The following is a 14,303-nucleotide window of genomic DNA, read 5'->3' as shown; positions in this document are numbered from 1 at the left end:
CGCATACGCTCACCCCGCGCATGCGGGTCGCGTATACGTACCCCGTACACGTACACCAACGTCGCACCCAAGAGGAGCGTGCCCATGCCGTCTCAGTCGATCGCCGAGACCGTCGCCTCGCTGATGCCCCGCGCCAAGCAGGAGCTGTCCGAGCTGGTGGCCTTCCAGTCGGTGGCGGACTGGGCCCAGTTCCCGCAGAGCGAGAGCCAGGCGGCCGCGAACTGGGTGGCCGACGCCCTGCGCGCCGAGGGCTTCCAGGACGTGGCGCTGCTCGACACCCCCGACGGCACCCAGTCGGTGTACGGGTTCCTGCCCGGCCCGGCGGACGCGCCGACGGTCCTGCTGTACGCGCACTACGACGTGCAGCCCCCGCTGGACGACGCGGCGTGGATCTCCCCCGCCTTCGAGCTGACCGAGCGCGACGGCCGCTGGTACGGCCGCGGCAGCGCCGACTGCAAGGGCGGGTTCATCCTGCACCTGCTCGCGCTGCGCGCCCTGAAGGCCAACGGCGGCGTCCCGGTGAACGTGAAGGTGATCGTCGAGGGCTCGGAGGAGCAGGGCACCGGCGGTCTCCAGCAGTACGCGACCGCCCACCCCGAACTGCTGGCCGCCGACGCCGTCGTGATCGGCGACGCGGGCAACTTCCGTACGGGCCTGCCGACGGTCACCGCGACCCTGCGCGGCATGTGCCTGCTCAAGGTCAAGATCGACACCCTGGGCGGCAACCTGCACTCCGGCATGTTCGGCGGGGCCGCCCCCGACGCGATGGCCGCCCTGATCCAGCTGCTGGCCTCGCTGCGCGCGCCGGACGGTTCGACCACCGTGGACGGGCTGGCCTCGGACGCGGTGTGGGAGGGGCTCCAGTACCCGGAGGCGGACTTCCGTTCCGACGCGAAGGTGATCGACGGGGTCGAGCTGATCGGCGCGGGCACGATCGCGGACCGGCTGTGGTCCCGGCCGGCCGTCACGGTGCTGGCGATCGACTCCCCGCCGCTGGTCGGCGCCACCCCCTCGGTGCACGCGAGCGCGGGCGCGCTGGTGAGCCTGCGGGTGCCGCCGGGCGTGGACACGGCCGAGGCGATCAAGCTGCTGGAGGCGCACCTGGTGGCGCACACCCCGTGGAAGGCGCGTCTGGAGCTCGAAGTCGTCGGCCAGGGACAGCCGTTCCAGGCCGACACGGACAGCCCCGCGTACGCCTCCATGGCGCAGGCCATGAAGGTGGCGTACCCCGGCCAGGAGATGCAGATCAGCGGCATGGGCGGCTCCATCCCCCTGTGCAACACGCTGACCGAGCTGTACCCGGACGCGGAGATGCTGCTCATCGGCCTGAGCGAGCCGGAGGCGCAGATCCACGCGGTGAACGAGAGCGTCTCCCCGGAGGAGCTGGAGCGCCTGTCGGTCACGGAGGCGCTGTTCCTCCTCAACTACGCGGAGTCCAAGCGCTCCTGACGCTCCGCTACGGGTGAACTCCGCTCCCGGCGTATCACCGCCGGGCAGCGGGGTGCACCCTCGTAGGTTCGGGGGATGGACCTTGTCGAAGTGATCCCCGAACGGCTCCACATGCTCCGCTTCCCGATCGGCCAGGCCTACCTCTGGCGCGATGGAGAGGCCCTCACCCTGATCGACGCCGGCCACAGCGGGGCGGCGCCCGCGATCGAGGGGGCGATACGTTCCCTCGGGCTGCGGCCCGAGGGGCTGGAGCGGATCGTCCTGACCCACTGCCACCGCGACCACGTCGGCGCGGCGGGCGAACTCGCCGCCCGCTGGGGCGCGGAGGTACTGGCGCACGGGCTCGACGCCCCGGTGATCCGCGGCGAGCGGCCGGTCCCGGAACCGGTCCTGCTGGACTGGGAACTCCCCCTGTACGCACACGGCCTGACGGTCCCGGAGGCCCCGCCGACCCGGGTGGACCGGGAGGTGAAGGACGGCGAGACGCTCCCCTTCGGCGACGGGGCGGTCGTCGTCCACGCTCCGGGTCACACGCCGGGCAGCATCGGCGTCCATCTCCCGCACCACGGGGTGCTGTTCACGGGCGACTGCGTCGCCGGCGTCGGCCAGGTGATGCTCGGCGTCTTCAACGTGGACCGCGCCCGGGCCGTCGAGTCGATGCTCCGGCTCGCCGCGCTGGCCCCCTCGGTGGCCTGCTTCGGCCACGGCGACCCCCTCACGGCGGACACCGCGGCCGGCCTCCTCGCGGCGGCGAAGACGGCGACGAAACCGGAAGCCGGGGCGGAGGCCGGGGCCACGCCCGCCGCTCAGGCTCCGCCGACCCCGACGGGCTGAACGCCGACCGTGGCGCCGGGGCCGGGCCCGCCCCGGCCCCACGCCCGCCGCACCAGGCCCCGGCCCCCCCGGCCCCACCCAACCCCTACGGGACCGCCCGCCCCGCCTCCAAATACGCCGCCCGTCCCCGTTCGCGCGCCCGCAGGGCCCACCGGAGCCGCTCGTACCGCACCGGCGGCAGCAGGTCCGCCGCTTCCTCCTCCGACACGAACCGCCAGGCCCGCAGTTCCGGACCGGGCAGCCGCAGGCGCCCGGTCTGCGCCGCCGACAGCCGGCCCCCGTCGAACAGCAGCCGCAGGCCGCCGTAGCCCGCCGGGGGCTCCGGCGGCTCCCAGTCCACGACCAGGAGCTCCGGCAGGCGCTCGAGTACGAGACCGAGTTCCTCCTCGACCTCCCGCACCCCCGCGCACGCCGGTGCCTCCCCGGCCTCGACGACCCCGCCGGGGAACTCCCACCCCGGCTTGTACGTCGGATCCACCAGCAGCACCCGGTCCGCGTCGTCGAAGAGCAGCACCCCGGCCGCGACGGTCTCGCGCGTCGGCTGCGGAGTCTGCACGATGTCGCAGACACGGGCCGCGTCGGTGCGTACGGCCTCGGCGATCCGCTCGGCCGTCTCCCGTACGGTCAGGGCTCCGTTGTCGATGACGTGCGCGTCGGCCGCGAGCCAGCCCAGCGCGTGCTGATAGGCGGGGATGTGGTCGTAGGCCCACTTCCTCACCCGCAGGTCCACGTCCGCGGGCGCCCCGGGCTCCTCACGGGTCGCGATCCGCTCCCGAAGGATCGTTTCCTCCGGGGCCAGCAGCACATGCCGCACCGCGATCCTGCGCGCCGCGAGCCCGCCGAAGATCTCGTCGCGGTAGTCCTGGCGCAGCAGCGTCATCGGGACCACGAGCACCCCGCCCAGCTCCGCCAGCATGGCCGCCGCCGTGTCCACGACGAGTCGCCGCCAGCTCGGCAGGTCCTGGTAGTCGGTCACCTCCGCGAGGCGTTTGCGCGGCAGCAGCACGCGGAGCGCGTCACCGATGAACTCCGGGTCGAACAAGGTGCTCTCCGGCAGGAGGCCGGTCAGCTCGCGCGCTGTGCTGCTCTTGCCGGCGCCGAACGTGCCGTTGATCCAGACAATCACGACTACCCCTCTCCCGATGCCCCCAGTGGCTTGCCCGCACCACCCTGCCACGGAAACCCCGGCGCCCCGCCGAGTGCTTATCCTCAAGGTCAGGGGCCTGTCGGCAGCGCCGGGCCCGCACCGTCCAGCACCCAGCCCTCCCGGAGGTCCGACACCGTGCCGCACACCCGCCGCCCGTCCGAACCCCGCTACGGCAACCGGCCGACCATGAAGGACGTGGCGGCCCGGGCCGGCGTGGGCCTCAAGACGGTGTCCCGCGTCGTCAACGGGGAGCCCGGGGTCACCCCGGACACCGAGCAGCGGGTCCAGGAGGCCATCGACGCCCTCGGTTTCCGCCGCAACGACAGCGCGCGCGTGCTGCGCAAGGGCCGCACCGCCACCGTCGGCCTCGTCCTGGAGGACCTCTCCGACCCCTTCTACGGGCCGCTCAACCGGGCCGTGGAAGAGGTGGCCCGCGCCCACGGCGCCCTGCTCATCAACGGCTCCAGCGCCGAGGACCCGGACCGCGAGCGGGAATTGGCGCTCGCGCTGTGCGCCCGCCGGGTGGACGGCCTCATCGTCATCCCGGCCGGGGACGACCACCGCTATCTGGAACCGGAGATCCGGGCCGGGGTGGCCACGGTGTTCGTGGACCGCCCGGCGGGCCGGATCGACGCGGACGTCGTGCTGTCCGATAGCTTCGGGGGCGCCCGGGGCGGGGTGGCCCACCTGATCGCGGGCGGCCACCGCCGGATCGGCTTCATCGGCGACCAGCCGCACATCCACACGGCGACCGAGCGGCTACGGGGCTACCGCGCGGCCATGGCCGACGCCGGCCTGCCGGTCGATCCCTCCTGGGTCTCCCTCGGGGCAACGGCCCCGGAACGCGTCTCGGCCGCGGCCCGGTCGATGCTGTCGGGCCCGCAACCGGTGACGGCCCTCTTCGCCGGCAACAACCGCGTGACGGTCACGGCGGTACGGGTCCTCGCGTCCCTGCCCCGCCCGGTGGCCCTGGTCGGCTTCGACGACTTCGAACTCGCCGACCTGCTGAAGCCCGGCATCACCGTCATCGCCCAGGACGCCGCGGCCCTGGGCCGCGTGGCCACGGACCGCCTCTTCCAACGCCTGTCGGGCGCCGACCTCCCCCCGTCCCGCATCGAACTCCCCACCCGCCTGATCCCCCGCGGCTCGGGCGAGATCCCGCCGTTCACCGGATGAGCGACCGCAGCCCGAGCACGGCGCCGCCGACGGCGGTGAACCCGGAAAGGACGGACAGGGCGGGGTGCACGCCGCCGAGGTAGCTCAGCCCGCCGGTGACGAGGCCGGCGAACAGGGCGCCGAGGAGCACGACTGCGGTGTGCAGGGTCAGGAACGGCTCGGTGTCCGAAGGTGTGGTCATGCCCCGATTGCACCGCCCTGCGTCCCCACGCACCGCCCGGACCGAACGACCCGGACCGCCTCCGAACACCGCCGGACACCAGCGCCGACCGGCACTGACCGGCGCTGTTCGGGATTGTCCGGCGGAGCGCCCGGCACGGCCCTAACCTGTGCGGTGATGGACAGCGTGCGTGCATTCAGCGAAGAACTGGAGTCGTTCGCGGCGGACTTGCGTCGACTGCGACTCGACCGGGGCAAGCCGTCCTACCGCGAACTGGCCGCGCGTGCGGCGAAGTCCCAGACCGGCATCCGGCTTCCCGTGTCCACCCAGAGCGACGCGTTCCGCGGGGACCGCCTTCCGGGCCTGGACCGCCTCATGGGCCTGGTCCGGATCCTCCACTCGTACGACGAGTTCGGGCAGGAGCGGCCCGTCCCACCCCACAACTCCCCCGAGCTGGAACCCTGGCGGCGACGCTGGCGCGAACTGGCCGCCCTGGATCCGGTCCGCCGCCCGTCGGCACCCGGACCCCTCATCACGGGGCGAGCCGCCCCTCCGGAGCCCCCGATCCCTCCCGTCGGCGGGACCGACTTCGTCCTGGCCCACGTGCTCACCACCCTGGTGAACAACAACTGGTGCGCGGCGTTCTCGCCCGACGGCCGGATCCTCGCCGTATCCGGGGTGAACGAGACGAACCCGGAGACTGCAGTGGTCCAACTATGGGATCCCGTCCTCGGAGTTCCCCTGGACACGCTCGAAGGCACATCCCTGGCCTATGCAATGGCGTTCTCCCCCAGCGGCCACATGCTGGCCGTCGGAGACGACAACGGCACGGTCACCTTGTGGGACACCGAGACGCTTGAGCGGTCATGGCCGCCCGTGCGCGGGCACGACGGCCCCATCGACCTGGTCGTCTTCTCAGCAGACGACCGGACACTGGTCACAGCCGACGCAGACGTCGTCCACCGGTGGGACACCGCGACCGGCGAGCCCGCCGGGTCACCTGTCAGCGGCGAGGCCAAAGCGATGTTCTGCCGCTCCGACGGCAGCATCCTGGCCGCGGTCAGGAGCGGACACGTGCTACGCCTGTGGGACCTGACGACCGATTCGAGCATCGGCAAGCCTCTCGTCGAAAAGGGCAGCGAGACCCTCAGGGCCGTGTTCTCCGCCGACGGAACCCTGCTGGCCACGACCGTCTGGAATGAGACCCTGCTGTGGGACACCGCGACCGGCACTGTCGCGCACAGACTGTCCGAAGCGGCCGCCCCTGGAGCCACCGTGGCCTTCTCCCGGGACGTCCGCCTGCTGGCCACCATGAGCGACCAGGGCACCGTACGCCTCTGGGACCCTTCGACCGGCGCCCCCCTGGGTCCGCCCCTGGCGGGGTACAAGGGTCCGTTCGACCAGCTGGCCATGTCCGCCGACGGCGGCATGCTCGCGGTCTGCGGCGAGTCCGACACCCTAGTGATCTACCACGGCGAGGCGTACGCGCCACCCCCGCCTTCCGCACTGCTGGCGGCGCGCGCCCTCGAATCCACCCTGCGCACACCACAGGCCGTAGCCCTGCCCGCCCTGTCGACGGCCGACGGAGTGGCTCTGCGCGGGCTGGCCTTTTCGCCGGACAGCACCCGCCTCCTGGTCCACACCGAGGACGACCGGATCCTCACCTGGGATCCGGCGGCACGCGTCCAGCTGTCCGAGTCCCTGCCCGCATCGACCGGTAAGGCCCCCTGGGGGCTGGAGTTCCCTGCCGATGGCGGACCGGCCACGGTGTGGACCCCCGCCGGACCGCCCAACCGTCCCCTGTCCCTGTTGCAGCACGTCACGTTCCGCGCCGCTGTGCGGCAGGCGATCGTGATCGGGGCACAAGGGCGGGTACTCGTCCTGGACTGGTCCGAGGGCCGGAGGGCCGCCGCACGCGTTCCTGACGGGCTGTCGGACGTGTTCGCCCTCGCCGCCGCCCCGAGCGGGGGTGTGCTGGCCGCCGCCATGGCCGAGCGGGTCGTGCTGTGGAATCCGACGGCCCCGGAAACATCCGACCTGGAACTGGCGGTCGGCTTTAGCGCCGTCAGCGCCATGGCCTTCTCACCCGACGGCCGTCTGCTGGCGACTGGCAGCGCCGACGGGAACCTGCTGCTGTGGGACGTGAAGGCCCCCGCCCCGCGCTGCCGTCGTCTCCCCGGGCACACCGGTCCCGTGTACGGCCTGGTGTTCTCCCCACGGGGAGACCGGCTGGCCAGCGCCGGTGCGGACGGCACCGTGCAGCTCTGGGACCCTGCCACGGGTGAGGCCATCACCGGCTTGCCGCTGACCGGTCACGGCGGAGCCGTCCGCGGGGTCGCCTTCTCCCCCGACGCGAGCCTCCTGGCCGCCTCCGGGGACGACGGCACCCTGCGCTGCTGGCTCCTGCCGACCCCGCACACCCCGAGGGCCCGGCCCCGGTGATCCGAGGCCGGGCCCTCGGACGCCGAAGGCCCGGCCGGGGGCAGGCCGGCCGGGCCTCGTGCGGGGGCTACTCGCCTCAGGCGGTCGCCGTCAGCGTCGCCGAGCGGCGCGGGATGGCGAAGGCGTCGAGTTCCGCGCGGGTCAGGCCGGTCAGGGCGGTGACCTCGTCGGCGCCGACGGCGCCGCAGTCCAGGCCGCGGACCAGGTAGCCGGCCAGGGCCTTCGCGGTGGCGGGCTCGTCCATGACGTCGCCCTCGATCTTGGCGACGTACGCCTTCAGGCGCGCGGCGGCCGTTTCGAGGCCCTCGCGGTAGAAGACGAAGACCGCCGCGTAGCGGGTCGGCAGGTGCGCCGGGTGCATGTCCCAGCCCTGGTAGTAGGCACGGGCCAGGGCGCGGCGGGTGAGGCCGTAGTGGAGCTTCCAGGCCTCGTGGACGTGCTCGGTGGTGCCGATCGGCAGGACGTTGGTCGAGCCGTCGGAGACGCGTACGCCGGTACCGGCGGCCGCGACCTGCATGATCGCCTTGGCGTGGTCGGCGGCGGGGTGGTCGCTCGACTGGTACGCGGCGGAGACGCCGACGCAGGCGCTGTAGTCGAAGGTGCCGTAGTGCAGGCCGGTGGCGCGGCCCTTGGAGGCCTCGATCATCCGGGCGACCGCGGCGGTGCCGTCGGAGGCCAGGATGGACTGGCTGGTCTCGATCTGGATCTCGAAGCCGATCCGGCCCGGGCGCAGGCCGCGGGCGGTCTCGAAGGCCTCCAGCAGCTGCACGAAGGCCGTGACCTGCTCGGGGTAGGTGACCTTGGGCAGGGTCAGGACCAGGCCCTCGGGCAGGCCGCCGTGCGCGAGCAGGCCCGAGAGGAAGATGTCGGTGGTCCGGATGCCGCGGTCGCGGACGTTGGACTCCATGCACTTCATCCGGATGCCCATGTACGGGGCGTTCGTGCCGTTGGAGAAGGCTTCGGCGACGAGGCGGGCGGCGCGGGCGGCGGCCTGGTCCTCCTCCTCGTCGGAGCGGACGCCGAAGCCGTCCTCGAAGTCGACGCGCAGGTCCTCGATGGGCTCGGAGGCGAGCTTGGCGCGGACGCGGTCGTAGACCGGTACGGCCAGCTCGTCGGAGATGCCGAGCACCTTGGCGAAGGTGGCGGCGTCCGGGGCGTGCTCGTCGAGGGCCGCGAGGGCCTGGTCGCCCCAGGTACGGATGGTGTCCGCGGCGAAGACGTCACCGGGCACGTAGACCGTGTGGATGGGCTGACGGGTGCCGGGGTCGCCCGGGTAGTGGCGCGCGAGTTCCGCGTCCACCGGCTTGAGGGAAGCGCTGATGCCCTCGCTGACCGCGCCTGCGAGGCTCGTCGCCACCTTCTCCTGCTGACCCATCGTGCACTCTCCTCTTTTCCGCTTCACGGAATCTTAGATCCGCATTACAGAATTTAGTCACGGGGTTCCGCTCAGTCAATGGTCCCTCCGCCGTCCTGGACAAACGACTCGGGGCCGTGCGGTGAGAAACACCACACGGCCCCGGAGACCACTTACCCGCAGGTCAACGCCTGCGGCAGGGTTTTAGCCCTTGCGCGCCTTGATCTCGTCGGTCAGCTGGGGGACGACCGCGAAGAGGTCGCCGACCACGCCGTAGTCGACGAGGTCGAAGATCGGGGCCTCGGCGTCCTTGTTGATCGCGACGATCGTCTTGGACGTCTGCATGCCGGCGCGGTGCTGGATCGCGCCCGAGATGCCGGAGGCGATGTACAGCTGCGGGGAGACCGACTTGCCGGTCTGGCCGACCTGGTTGGAGTGCGGGTACCAGCCGGCGTCCACGGCGGCGCGCGAGGCGCCGACGGCCGCACCGAGGGAGTCCGCGAGGGCCTCGATGATGTGGAAGTTCTCGGCGCCGTTGACGCCGCGGCCGCCGGAGACCACGATCGCGGCCTCGGTCAGCTCGGGGCGGCCGGTCGACTCGCGCGGGGTGCGGGAGGTGACCTTGGTGCCGGTGGCCAGGGCGCCGAAGGTGACGGCGAGCGCCTCGACGGTGCCGGCGGCCGGGGCGGCCTCGACCGGGGCCGAGTTGGGCTTCACGGTGATGACCGGGGTGCCCTTGGAGACGCGGGACTTGGTGCTGAAGGACGCGGCGAACGCGGCCTGCGTCGCGACCGGGCCCTCGTCACCCGCCTCCAGGTCGGTGGCGTCGGTGATGATGCCGGAGCCGATGCGGACGGCCAGGCGGGCGCCGATCTCCTTGTTCTCCGCGGAGGAGGGGAGCAGTACGGCGGCCGGGGAGACGGCGTCGTACGCGGCCTGGAGCGCGTCCACCTTCGGTACGACGAGGTAGTCGGAGAACTCCGGGGCGTCGGCGGTGAGGACCTTGACGGCACCGTGCTCGGCGAGCACGGCGGCGGTGGCCTCGGCACCGGCGCCGAGGGCGACGGCGACGGGCTCGCCGATGCGGCGGGCCAGGGTCAGCAGTTCAAGGGTGGGCTTGCGAACGGCGCCGTCGACGTGGTCGACGTAGACGAGGACTTCAGCCATGGGGATGCTCCTGCGAATGCGAAGTAGTCAGGGGGACTGTCGAGGGATGGCCGAAGCTCTTAGATGAACTTCTGGCCGGCCAGGAACTCGGCCAGCGACTTGCCGCCCTCGCCCTCGTCCTTGACGATCGTGCCGGCGGTGCGGGCCGGACGCTGGGTCGCGGAGTCGACCGCGGTCCAGGAGCCTTCGAGACCGACCTCGTCGGACTCGATCTCCAGCTCCTCCAGGTCCCAGGACTCCACCGGCTTCTTCTTGGCGGCCATGATGCCCTTGAAGGACGGGTAACGGGCCTCGCCCGACTGGTCCGTCACCGAGACGAGCGCCGGGAGGGAGGCCTGGAGCTGCTCGCTCGCGGTGTCACCGTCGCGGCGGCCGGTGACGACACCGTCCTCGACCTTGACCTCGGAGAGCAGGGTGACCTGCGGGACGCCCAGGCGCTCGGCCAGGATCGCCGGGAGGACGCCCATGGTGCCGTCGGTCGACGCCATGCCGGTGATGACCAGGTCGTAACCGGCCTTCTCGATCGCCTTGGCGAGCACCAGCGAGGTGGCCATGACGTCACTGCCGTGCAGGTCGTCGTCCTCGACGTGGATGGCCTTGTCGGCACCCATCGACAGCGCCTTGCGCAGCGCGTCCTTCGCGTCCTCGGGTCCCACCGTCAGGACGGTGATCTCCGCGTCGTCGGCCTCGTCGGCGATCTGCAGCGCCTGCTCGACGGCGTACTCGTCGAGCTCCGACAGCAGGCCGTCGACGTCGTCACGGTTGACGGTCAGGTCTTCGGTGAACTGCCGGTCGCCAGTGGCGTCGGGCACGTACTTCACACAGACAACGATCCTCAGGCTCACGCCGGCTCTCCTACCGCATCGACATTTCTGGTACCGCCTTGTTCAGGCAGCATAGGCGCCATCTCGGGCCGTTCCCGCCGGGGCGACCCGCGCCCCGTCAGGAATGTTACTCGTCAGTACACAGCGGGTGCCGCCAGGTTGCAAGGCCGGTGAACTGTGATCTGGCCAACGCCGGCGGAACCGGCCCCAGCAGGGACGATTCAGTCCCGCAACGCGTTGAAGCGCCCCTGGTGGTACAGCAGCGGACGGCCCTCGCCGCCCGGATCCCCCACGGGGTCCCCCGCCGGGTCCCCGGCGACCGCCTCCGCGATGATCACCCGGTGCTCGCCGGCCGGAACCCGCGCCACCACCCGGCACACCAGCCAGGCCAGGACTCCGCCCAGCACCGGCACACCGTGCGGGCCGGGCGCCCAGTCGGTGGCGGGCCCGAAGCGGTCGGCTCCGTTGCGGGCGAACAGGCCGGCCAACTCCCCCTGGTGCTCGCCGAGTATGTGGACCCCGAGGTGCTCGGAGTCCCGTACCGCGGGCCAGCTGGAGGACCCGGTGCCGATGGTGAACGACAGCAGCGGGGGGTCGGCGGAGACCGAGTTGAGCGAGGTGGCGGTGAAACCGGCCGGCCGGCCGCCGCTCTCGGCAGTGATCACGGCGACGCCCGCGGCGTGCCGGCGGAACACCGAGCGCAACAGCGCGGGCGAGCCGGGCAGGCCTGCGCCGGCCCGTGGGGACGGAGCTGTCGGAGCCGTCATCAGAAGGTGCCCCGTCCGTAAAGCAGGAGTTCATACCGCATATCGCAAGCCTGGCGATCTCTCGTGTACACAGTCAAGCCTCAACGGTCAGATGTAGGGCGCGTCACGCTGCGTGCGGACGCGCGTACCGGCCCACCGGACGCGCCCCGCGTCACACGGCGGCGCCCAGGGCGGCGATCACGTCCGCCTTGCGCGGCATGCCGACGGCCCGCCGAACGATCCGGCCGGCCGCGTCCAGGACCAGTACCGTCGGGGTCTTCTCGATGCCCAGGACCCGTACGAGGTCCAGGTTCTTCTCGGCGTCGATCTCGATGTGCCGAACGCCCCCGACCATGGCCGCGACCTCGTCCAGGATCCGCCGGGTGGCCCGGCAAGGCTGGCAGAAGGCGCTGAAGAACTGCACGAGCGTCGCCCGCTCCCCCGGCTCGGCACCCAGCTCGGCGACGCCCAGCCGGCTCGCGCTCTCGCTCACGGTCTCGCTCTCGCCCGAGCCCACACCCACACCCGAGCCCGAGCCCAAGCCATCGTCCCGCTCACCTGCGCGCACCCGGTCCCCCGTCTCCGCCGTCACCCGGCCCGTCCGGCCGCTCGTCCATCATCCCGGTACGGTCGTACGCTGATCGGAGCGCTCCGCGGACCCGCCGCATTCCCGGCGTGACGAGAATCTCGCCGGGCACGGGCGTCTGGGCTGGCCTGCGGCTCCCGTATGGGGCACGATCCCCATGGCCGCGTACCTACGCTGCCGTAACTTCCGGCCGGGAGCACCTCCAGGCAGAAAGCGGGGTCTCCCCACCATGGCTGAGCTCGTCTACCCCCCGGTTATCGGTGCCGCGCACACCCTCTTCCGTGCGCTCGACGTCCGCATCGACATGAAGGGCACCGAGAACATCCCGCGCAAGGGCGGGGCCGTCCTGGTGTCGAACCACATCGGCTACCTCGACTTCATCTTCGCCGGGCTGACCGCGCGCCCGCAGAAACGGCTCGTCCGCTTCATGGCGAAGGAGTCGGTGTTCCGGCACAAGGTGTCCGGTCCGCTGATGCGCGCCATGAAGCACATCCCCGTGGACCGCGCCCAGGGCGAGACGGCCTACCAGCACGCGCTCGACTCGCTGCGCTCCGGCGAGATCATCGGCGTGTTCCCGGAGGCGACGATCTCCCAGTCCTTCACCCTCAAGAGCTTCAAGTCCGGTGCGGCGCGCATGGCCCAGGAGGCCGGTGTCCCGCTGATCCCGGTGGCCCTGTGGGGAACGCAGCGGATGTGGACCAAGGGCCGCCCCAAGGACCTCAAGCGCAGCCACATCCCGGTGACGATGCGGGTGGGCGAACCGCTGGAGGCGCCCGCCGACCAGTACGCCGGGGCCATCACCCGCCGGCTGCGCGAGCGCGTGCAGGAGCTGCTGGACGCCGCCCAGGCCGCCTATCCGGCCAAGCCCAAGGGCGCCGAGGACTCCTGGTGGCTGCCGGCCCACCTCGGCGGCACCGCGCCGACCCCGGCGCAGGTCAAGGACGCCGGCTGAGGCCCGTTCGCACCGCCGGCGAGTGCGGCCCCGCCCATCGGGCGGGGCCGCACTCCGCCGTACCGCGCTCCGCGGTGGCGCGGGTGCGTCAGTTCGGGTTGTCCGCGTGGGTCAGCGTCTCCCACGCCTCGAAGTGGTTCTCGGTTCCCGCCGGTCGGCGGCCCTCGGTGAGCCGCCGGGTGTTCTCCATCGTGACGCCGAGCCGGGTGTGCAGGGCGTTGTAGCCGACCTCGGTGGCCGGACCCAGGCCCTTGGTCAGGCTCCCGCCGCACAGCCAGGAGGGCACGGCCTCACCGAGTTCGAACTTGGCGTGGAAGCCCAGCGCGTGCCGGAACCGGTCCTTGAACTCCGGGTACAGGTCGCGCCCTTGGATGCGCGAGGTCTCCGCCACGTGCATGGCCGCCGCGATGCCCATGCCGGTGTGGCCGAAGTCCCGGCAGGTCTCCTGCGCCAGGCCGTCCACGAAGGTGCTCTGGCCGTGCCAGTAGTCGATCAGCTCGCTCCTGGTGTCGATCGTGGAGCGCGGGGGGTACGCGGGCTGCGGCCCGTCGGAGGCCAGGTAGAAGTAGGCGGGCACCCGGCCTAGGTAGACCGCCAGCGCCTTGTCGTAGCTCGCGCGGTCGTCGAGGTGGACGGAGATGCCGACGGCGGCGTCCATCATGATCAGTTCCCAGTTGCCGTTGCTGTTCGGCTTGCCGCCGATCACCTCGGGCAGGTAGACCTCGCGCAGCATCGTGGCGAAGCGCCCCTGGTTCGGCCAGCCGCCGGAGTAGGTGTGCTTGACGATCTCGGCCGCGCGCGGCCAGGTGGAGCCCGCCCAGCCGCTCTGCAGCGGGGCGTTGCTGTTGGTGTGGTCCTTGATCCGCGCGGACCAGGCGTCCATCAGCTCGATGGACTTCTTCGCGTACCGGGCGTCGCGGGTGATGTACCAGGCGAGCGCGTCGGTGTACGCGGCTATCGCGTCCTCCCGCTCGTCGGTGCAGCCGAGGTTGGGGTTGGAGTAGGAGCCGCATTCGACGATCTCGCGCGGCTTGGGCGTCCGGGACAGCGAGCCGTACCGGCTCGCGAGCATGTCGTCGAACGCCGCCTTCCACGGCTGCTGCCCGGCCTGCACCTTGGCCCGTACGAAGTCCAGTTGGGCGCGACTGTTCAGGACTCCGGGGTGGGCGAAGGCCGCGGGGGCGGCGGCGGGTACGGCGGGGGTGGGGGTGTCCGGGGTGACGGCGGCGGAGGTGGGGGCGAGGGTCAGCGCCGCGACCAGGCCGAGGGCCGCGGCGAGCAGCCCGGCGGGGACTCCGTAACGCATGAAGCGCCTTCCTTCGGAGGGTCCGTGGGGGGATCGGGGGGTTCCATGGGGTTCCGTGGGGGGAATCCTGCGGCCGAAGATACGCATGCCCACGCCACGCTGACAACGATGTCAGACAGGAAAGTTTCCTATTGACCGAAAATCGCGATGCTTTCGCCCT

At 72.1% G+C, this 14,303-nt stretch carries 13 protein-coding genes; 5 read left to right on the top strand and 8 right to left on the bottom strand.

The features are described 5' to 3' along the window. Nucleotides 1-84 precede the first annotated feature (84 nt). Nucleotides 85-1,449, top strand: a complete 1,365-nt coding sequence (locus OG730_RS36220) for a dipeptidase (RefSeq protein WP_327308210.1) — start codon at nt 85-87, stop codon at nt 1,447-1,449. A gap of 75 nt (nt 1,450-1,524) precedes the next feature. Continuing rightward, nucleotides 1,525-2,283: an MBL fold metallo-hydrolase gene (locus OG730_RS36215; protein WP_327308209.1), complete on the top strand. Its 759-nt coding sequence runs from the start codon at nt 1,525-1,527 to the stop codon at nt 2,281-2,283. 85 nt (nt 2,284-2,368) lie between these two features. Here OG730_RS36215 and OG730_RS36210 read toward each other — a convergent pair whose 3' ends face one another. Continuing rightward, nucleotides 2,369-3,409: an NUDIX hydrolase gene (locus OG730_RS36210; protein WP_327308208.1), complete on the bottom strand. Its 1,041-nt coding sequence runs from the start codon at nt 3,407-3,409 to the stop codon at nt 2,369-2,371. A 207-nt stretch (nt 3,410-3,616) separates the two neighbouring features. Between OG730_RS36210 and OG730_RS36205 the strand changes: the two genes are divergently transcribed. Then, complete coding sequence (locus OG730_RS36205) at nt 3,617-4,606, top strand: LacI family DNA-binding transcriptional regulator (RefSeq protein ID WP_327309564.1); 990 nt, start codon at nt 3,617-3,619, stop codon at nt 4,604-4,606. On the opposite strand, the gene OG730_RS36200 is transcribed toward OG730_RS36205, so the two are convergent. Next, nucleotides 4,596-4,787 carry a hypothetical protein gene (locus tag OG730_RS36200; RefSeq protein ID WP_327308207.1) on the bottom strand — a complete coding sequence of 64 codons (192 nt, stop codon included), beginning with the start codon at nt 4,785-4,787 and terminating at the stop codon, nt 4,596-4,598. The genes OG730_RS36205 and OG730_RS36200 overlap by 11 nt on opposite strands. A 156-nt stretch (nt 4,788-4,943) precedes the next feature. On the opposite strand from OG730_RS36200, the gene OG730_RS36195 reads away from it, so the two are divergent. After that, complete coding sequence (locus OG730_RS36195; RefSeq protein ID WP_327308206.1) at nt 4,944-7,208, top strand: hypothetical protein; 2,265 nt, start codon at nt 4,944-4,946, stop codon at nt 7,206-7,208. A 76-nt stretch (nt 7,209-7,284) separates the two neighbouring features. On the opposite strand, the gene OG730_RS36190 is transcribed toward OG730_RS36195, so the two are convergent. The 5 genes from OG730_RS36190 to OG730_RS36170 form a co-directional block, all read right to left on the bottom strand. Further along, on the bottom strand, nt 7,285-8,583 hold the full coding sequence (locus OG730_RS36190) for a DUF6986 family protein (protein WP_250738901.1): 1,299 nt from the start codon (nt 8,581-8,583) through the stop codon (nt 7,285-7,287). Nucleotides 8,584-8,766: 183 nt separating this feature from the next. Beyond that, entirely contained in the window at nt 8,767-9,729 is a 963-nt protein-coding gene (locus OG730_RS36185; protein ID WP_327308205.1) for an electron transfer flavoprotein subunit alpha/FixB family protein, read from the bottom strand. A gap of 59 nt (nt 9,730-9,788) precedes the next feature. Beyond that, nucleotides 9,789-10,574 carry an electron transfer flavoprotein subunit beta/FixA family protein gene (locus OG730_RS36180; protein ID WP_327308204.1) on the bottom strand — a complete coding sequence of 262 codons (786 nt, stop codon included), beginning with the start codon at nt 10,572-10,574 and terminating at the stop codon, nt 9,789-9,791. Between the two features lie 200 nt (nt 10,575-10,774). Further along, a complete protein-coding gene (locus OG730_RS36175) occupies nt 10,775-11,320 on the bottom strand; it encodes a flavin reductase family protein (protein WP_327308203.1) in 546 nt (181 codons plus the stop codon). Between the two features lie 151 nt (nt 11,321-11,471). Then, a complete protein-coding gene (locus OG730_RS36170; protein ID WP_327308202.1) occupies nt 11,472-11,792 on the bottom strand; it encodes a TlpA family protein disulfide reductase in 321 nt (106 codons plus the stop codon). Between the two features lie 322 nt (nt 11,793-12,114). Between OG730_RS36170 and OG730_RS36165 the strand changes: the two genes are divergently transcribed. Further along, on the top strand, nt 12,115-12,837 hold the full coding sequence (locus tag OG730_RS36165; RefSeq protein WP_327308201.1) for a lysophospholipid acyltransferase family protein: 723 nt from the start codon (nt 12,115-12,117) through the stop codon (nt 12,835-12,837). An 88-nt stretch (nt 12,838-12,925) separates the two neighbouring features. Here OG730_RS36165 and OG730_RS36160 read toward each other — a convergent pair whose 3' ends face one another. Further along, a complete protein-coding gene (locus OG730_RS36160) occupies nt 12,926-14,143 on the bottom strand; it encodes an alginate lyase family protein (RefSeq protein ID WP_327308200.1) in 1,218 nt (405 codons plus the stop codon). Between the last annotated feature and the right edge of the window lie 160 nt (nt 14,144-14,303).

Origin of the sequence: Streptomyces sp. NBC_01298, from assembly GCF_035978755.1 — a bacterium.
Classification (GTDB): Bacteria; Actinomycetota; Actinomycetes; order Streptomycetales; family Streptomycetaceae; genus Streptomyces.
This window is presented reverse-complemented; position numbering and strand designations above follow the sequence as displayed.

What these genes read in the sequence shown, in the direction of transcription:
- OG730_RS36215 (WP_327308209.1), top strand. Translation starts at nt 1,525, where the DNA reads ATGGACCTTGTCGAAGTGATCCCCGAACGGCTCCACATGCTCCGCTTC.
- OG730_RS36190 (WP_250738901.1), bottom strand. Translation starts at nt 8,583, where the DNA reads ATGGGTCAGCAGGAGAAGGTGGCGACGAGCCTCGCAGGCGCGGTCAGC.
- OG730_RS36220 (WP_327308210.1), top strand. Translation starts at nt 85, where the DNA reads ATGCCGTCTCAGTCGATCGCCGAGACCGTCGCCTCGCTGATGCCCCGC.
- OG730_RS36175 (WP_327308203.1), bottom strand. Translation starts at nt 11,320, where the DNA reads ATGACGGCTCCGACAGCTCCGTCCCCACGGGCCGGCGCAGGCCTGCCC.
- OG730_RS36205 (WP_327309564.1), top strand. Translation starts at nt 3,617, where the DNA reads ATGAAGGACGTGGCGGCCCGGGCCGGCGTGGGCCTCAAGACGGTGTCC.
- OG730_RS36195 (WP_327308206.1), top strand. Translation starts at nt 4,944, where the DNA reads ATGGACAGCGTGCGTGCATTCAGCGAAGAACTGGAGTCGTTCGCGGCG.
- OG730_RS36200 (WP_327308207.1), bottom strand. Translation starts at nt 4,787, where the DNA reads ATGACCACACCTTCGGACACCGAGCCGTTCCTGACCCTGCACACCGCA.
- OG730_RS36185 (WP_327308205.1), bottom strand. Translation starts at nt 9,729, where the DNA reads ATGGCTGAAGTCCTCGTCTACGTCGACCACGTCGACGGCGCCGTTCGC.
- OG730_RS36160 (WP_327308200.1), bottom strand. Translation starts at nt 14,143, where the DNA reads ATGCGTTACGGAGTCCCCGCCGGGCTGCTCGCCGCGGCCCTCGGCCTG.
- OG730_RS36165 (WP_327308201.1), top strand. Translation starts at nt 12,115, where the DNA reads ATGGCTGAGCTCGTCTACCCCCCGGTTATCGGTGCCGCGCACACCCTC.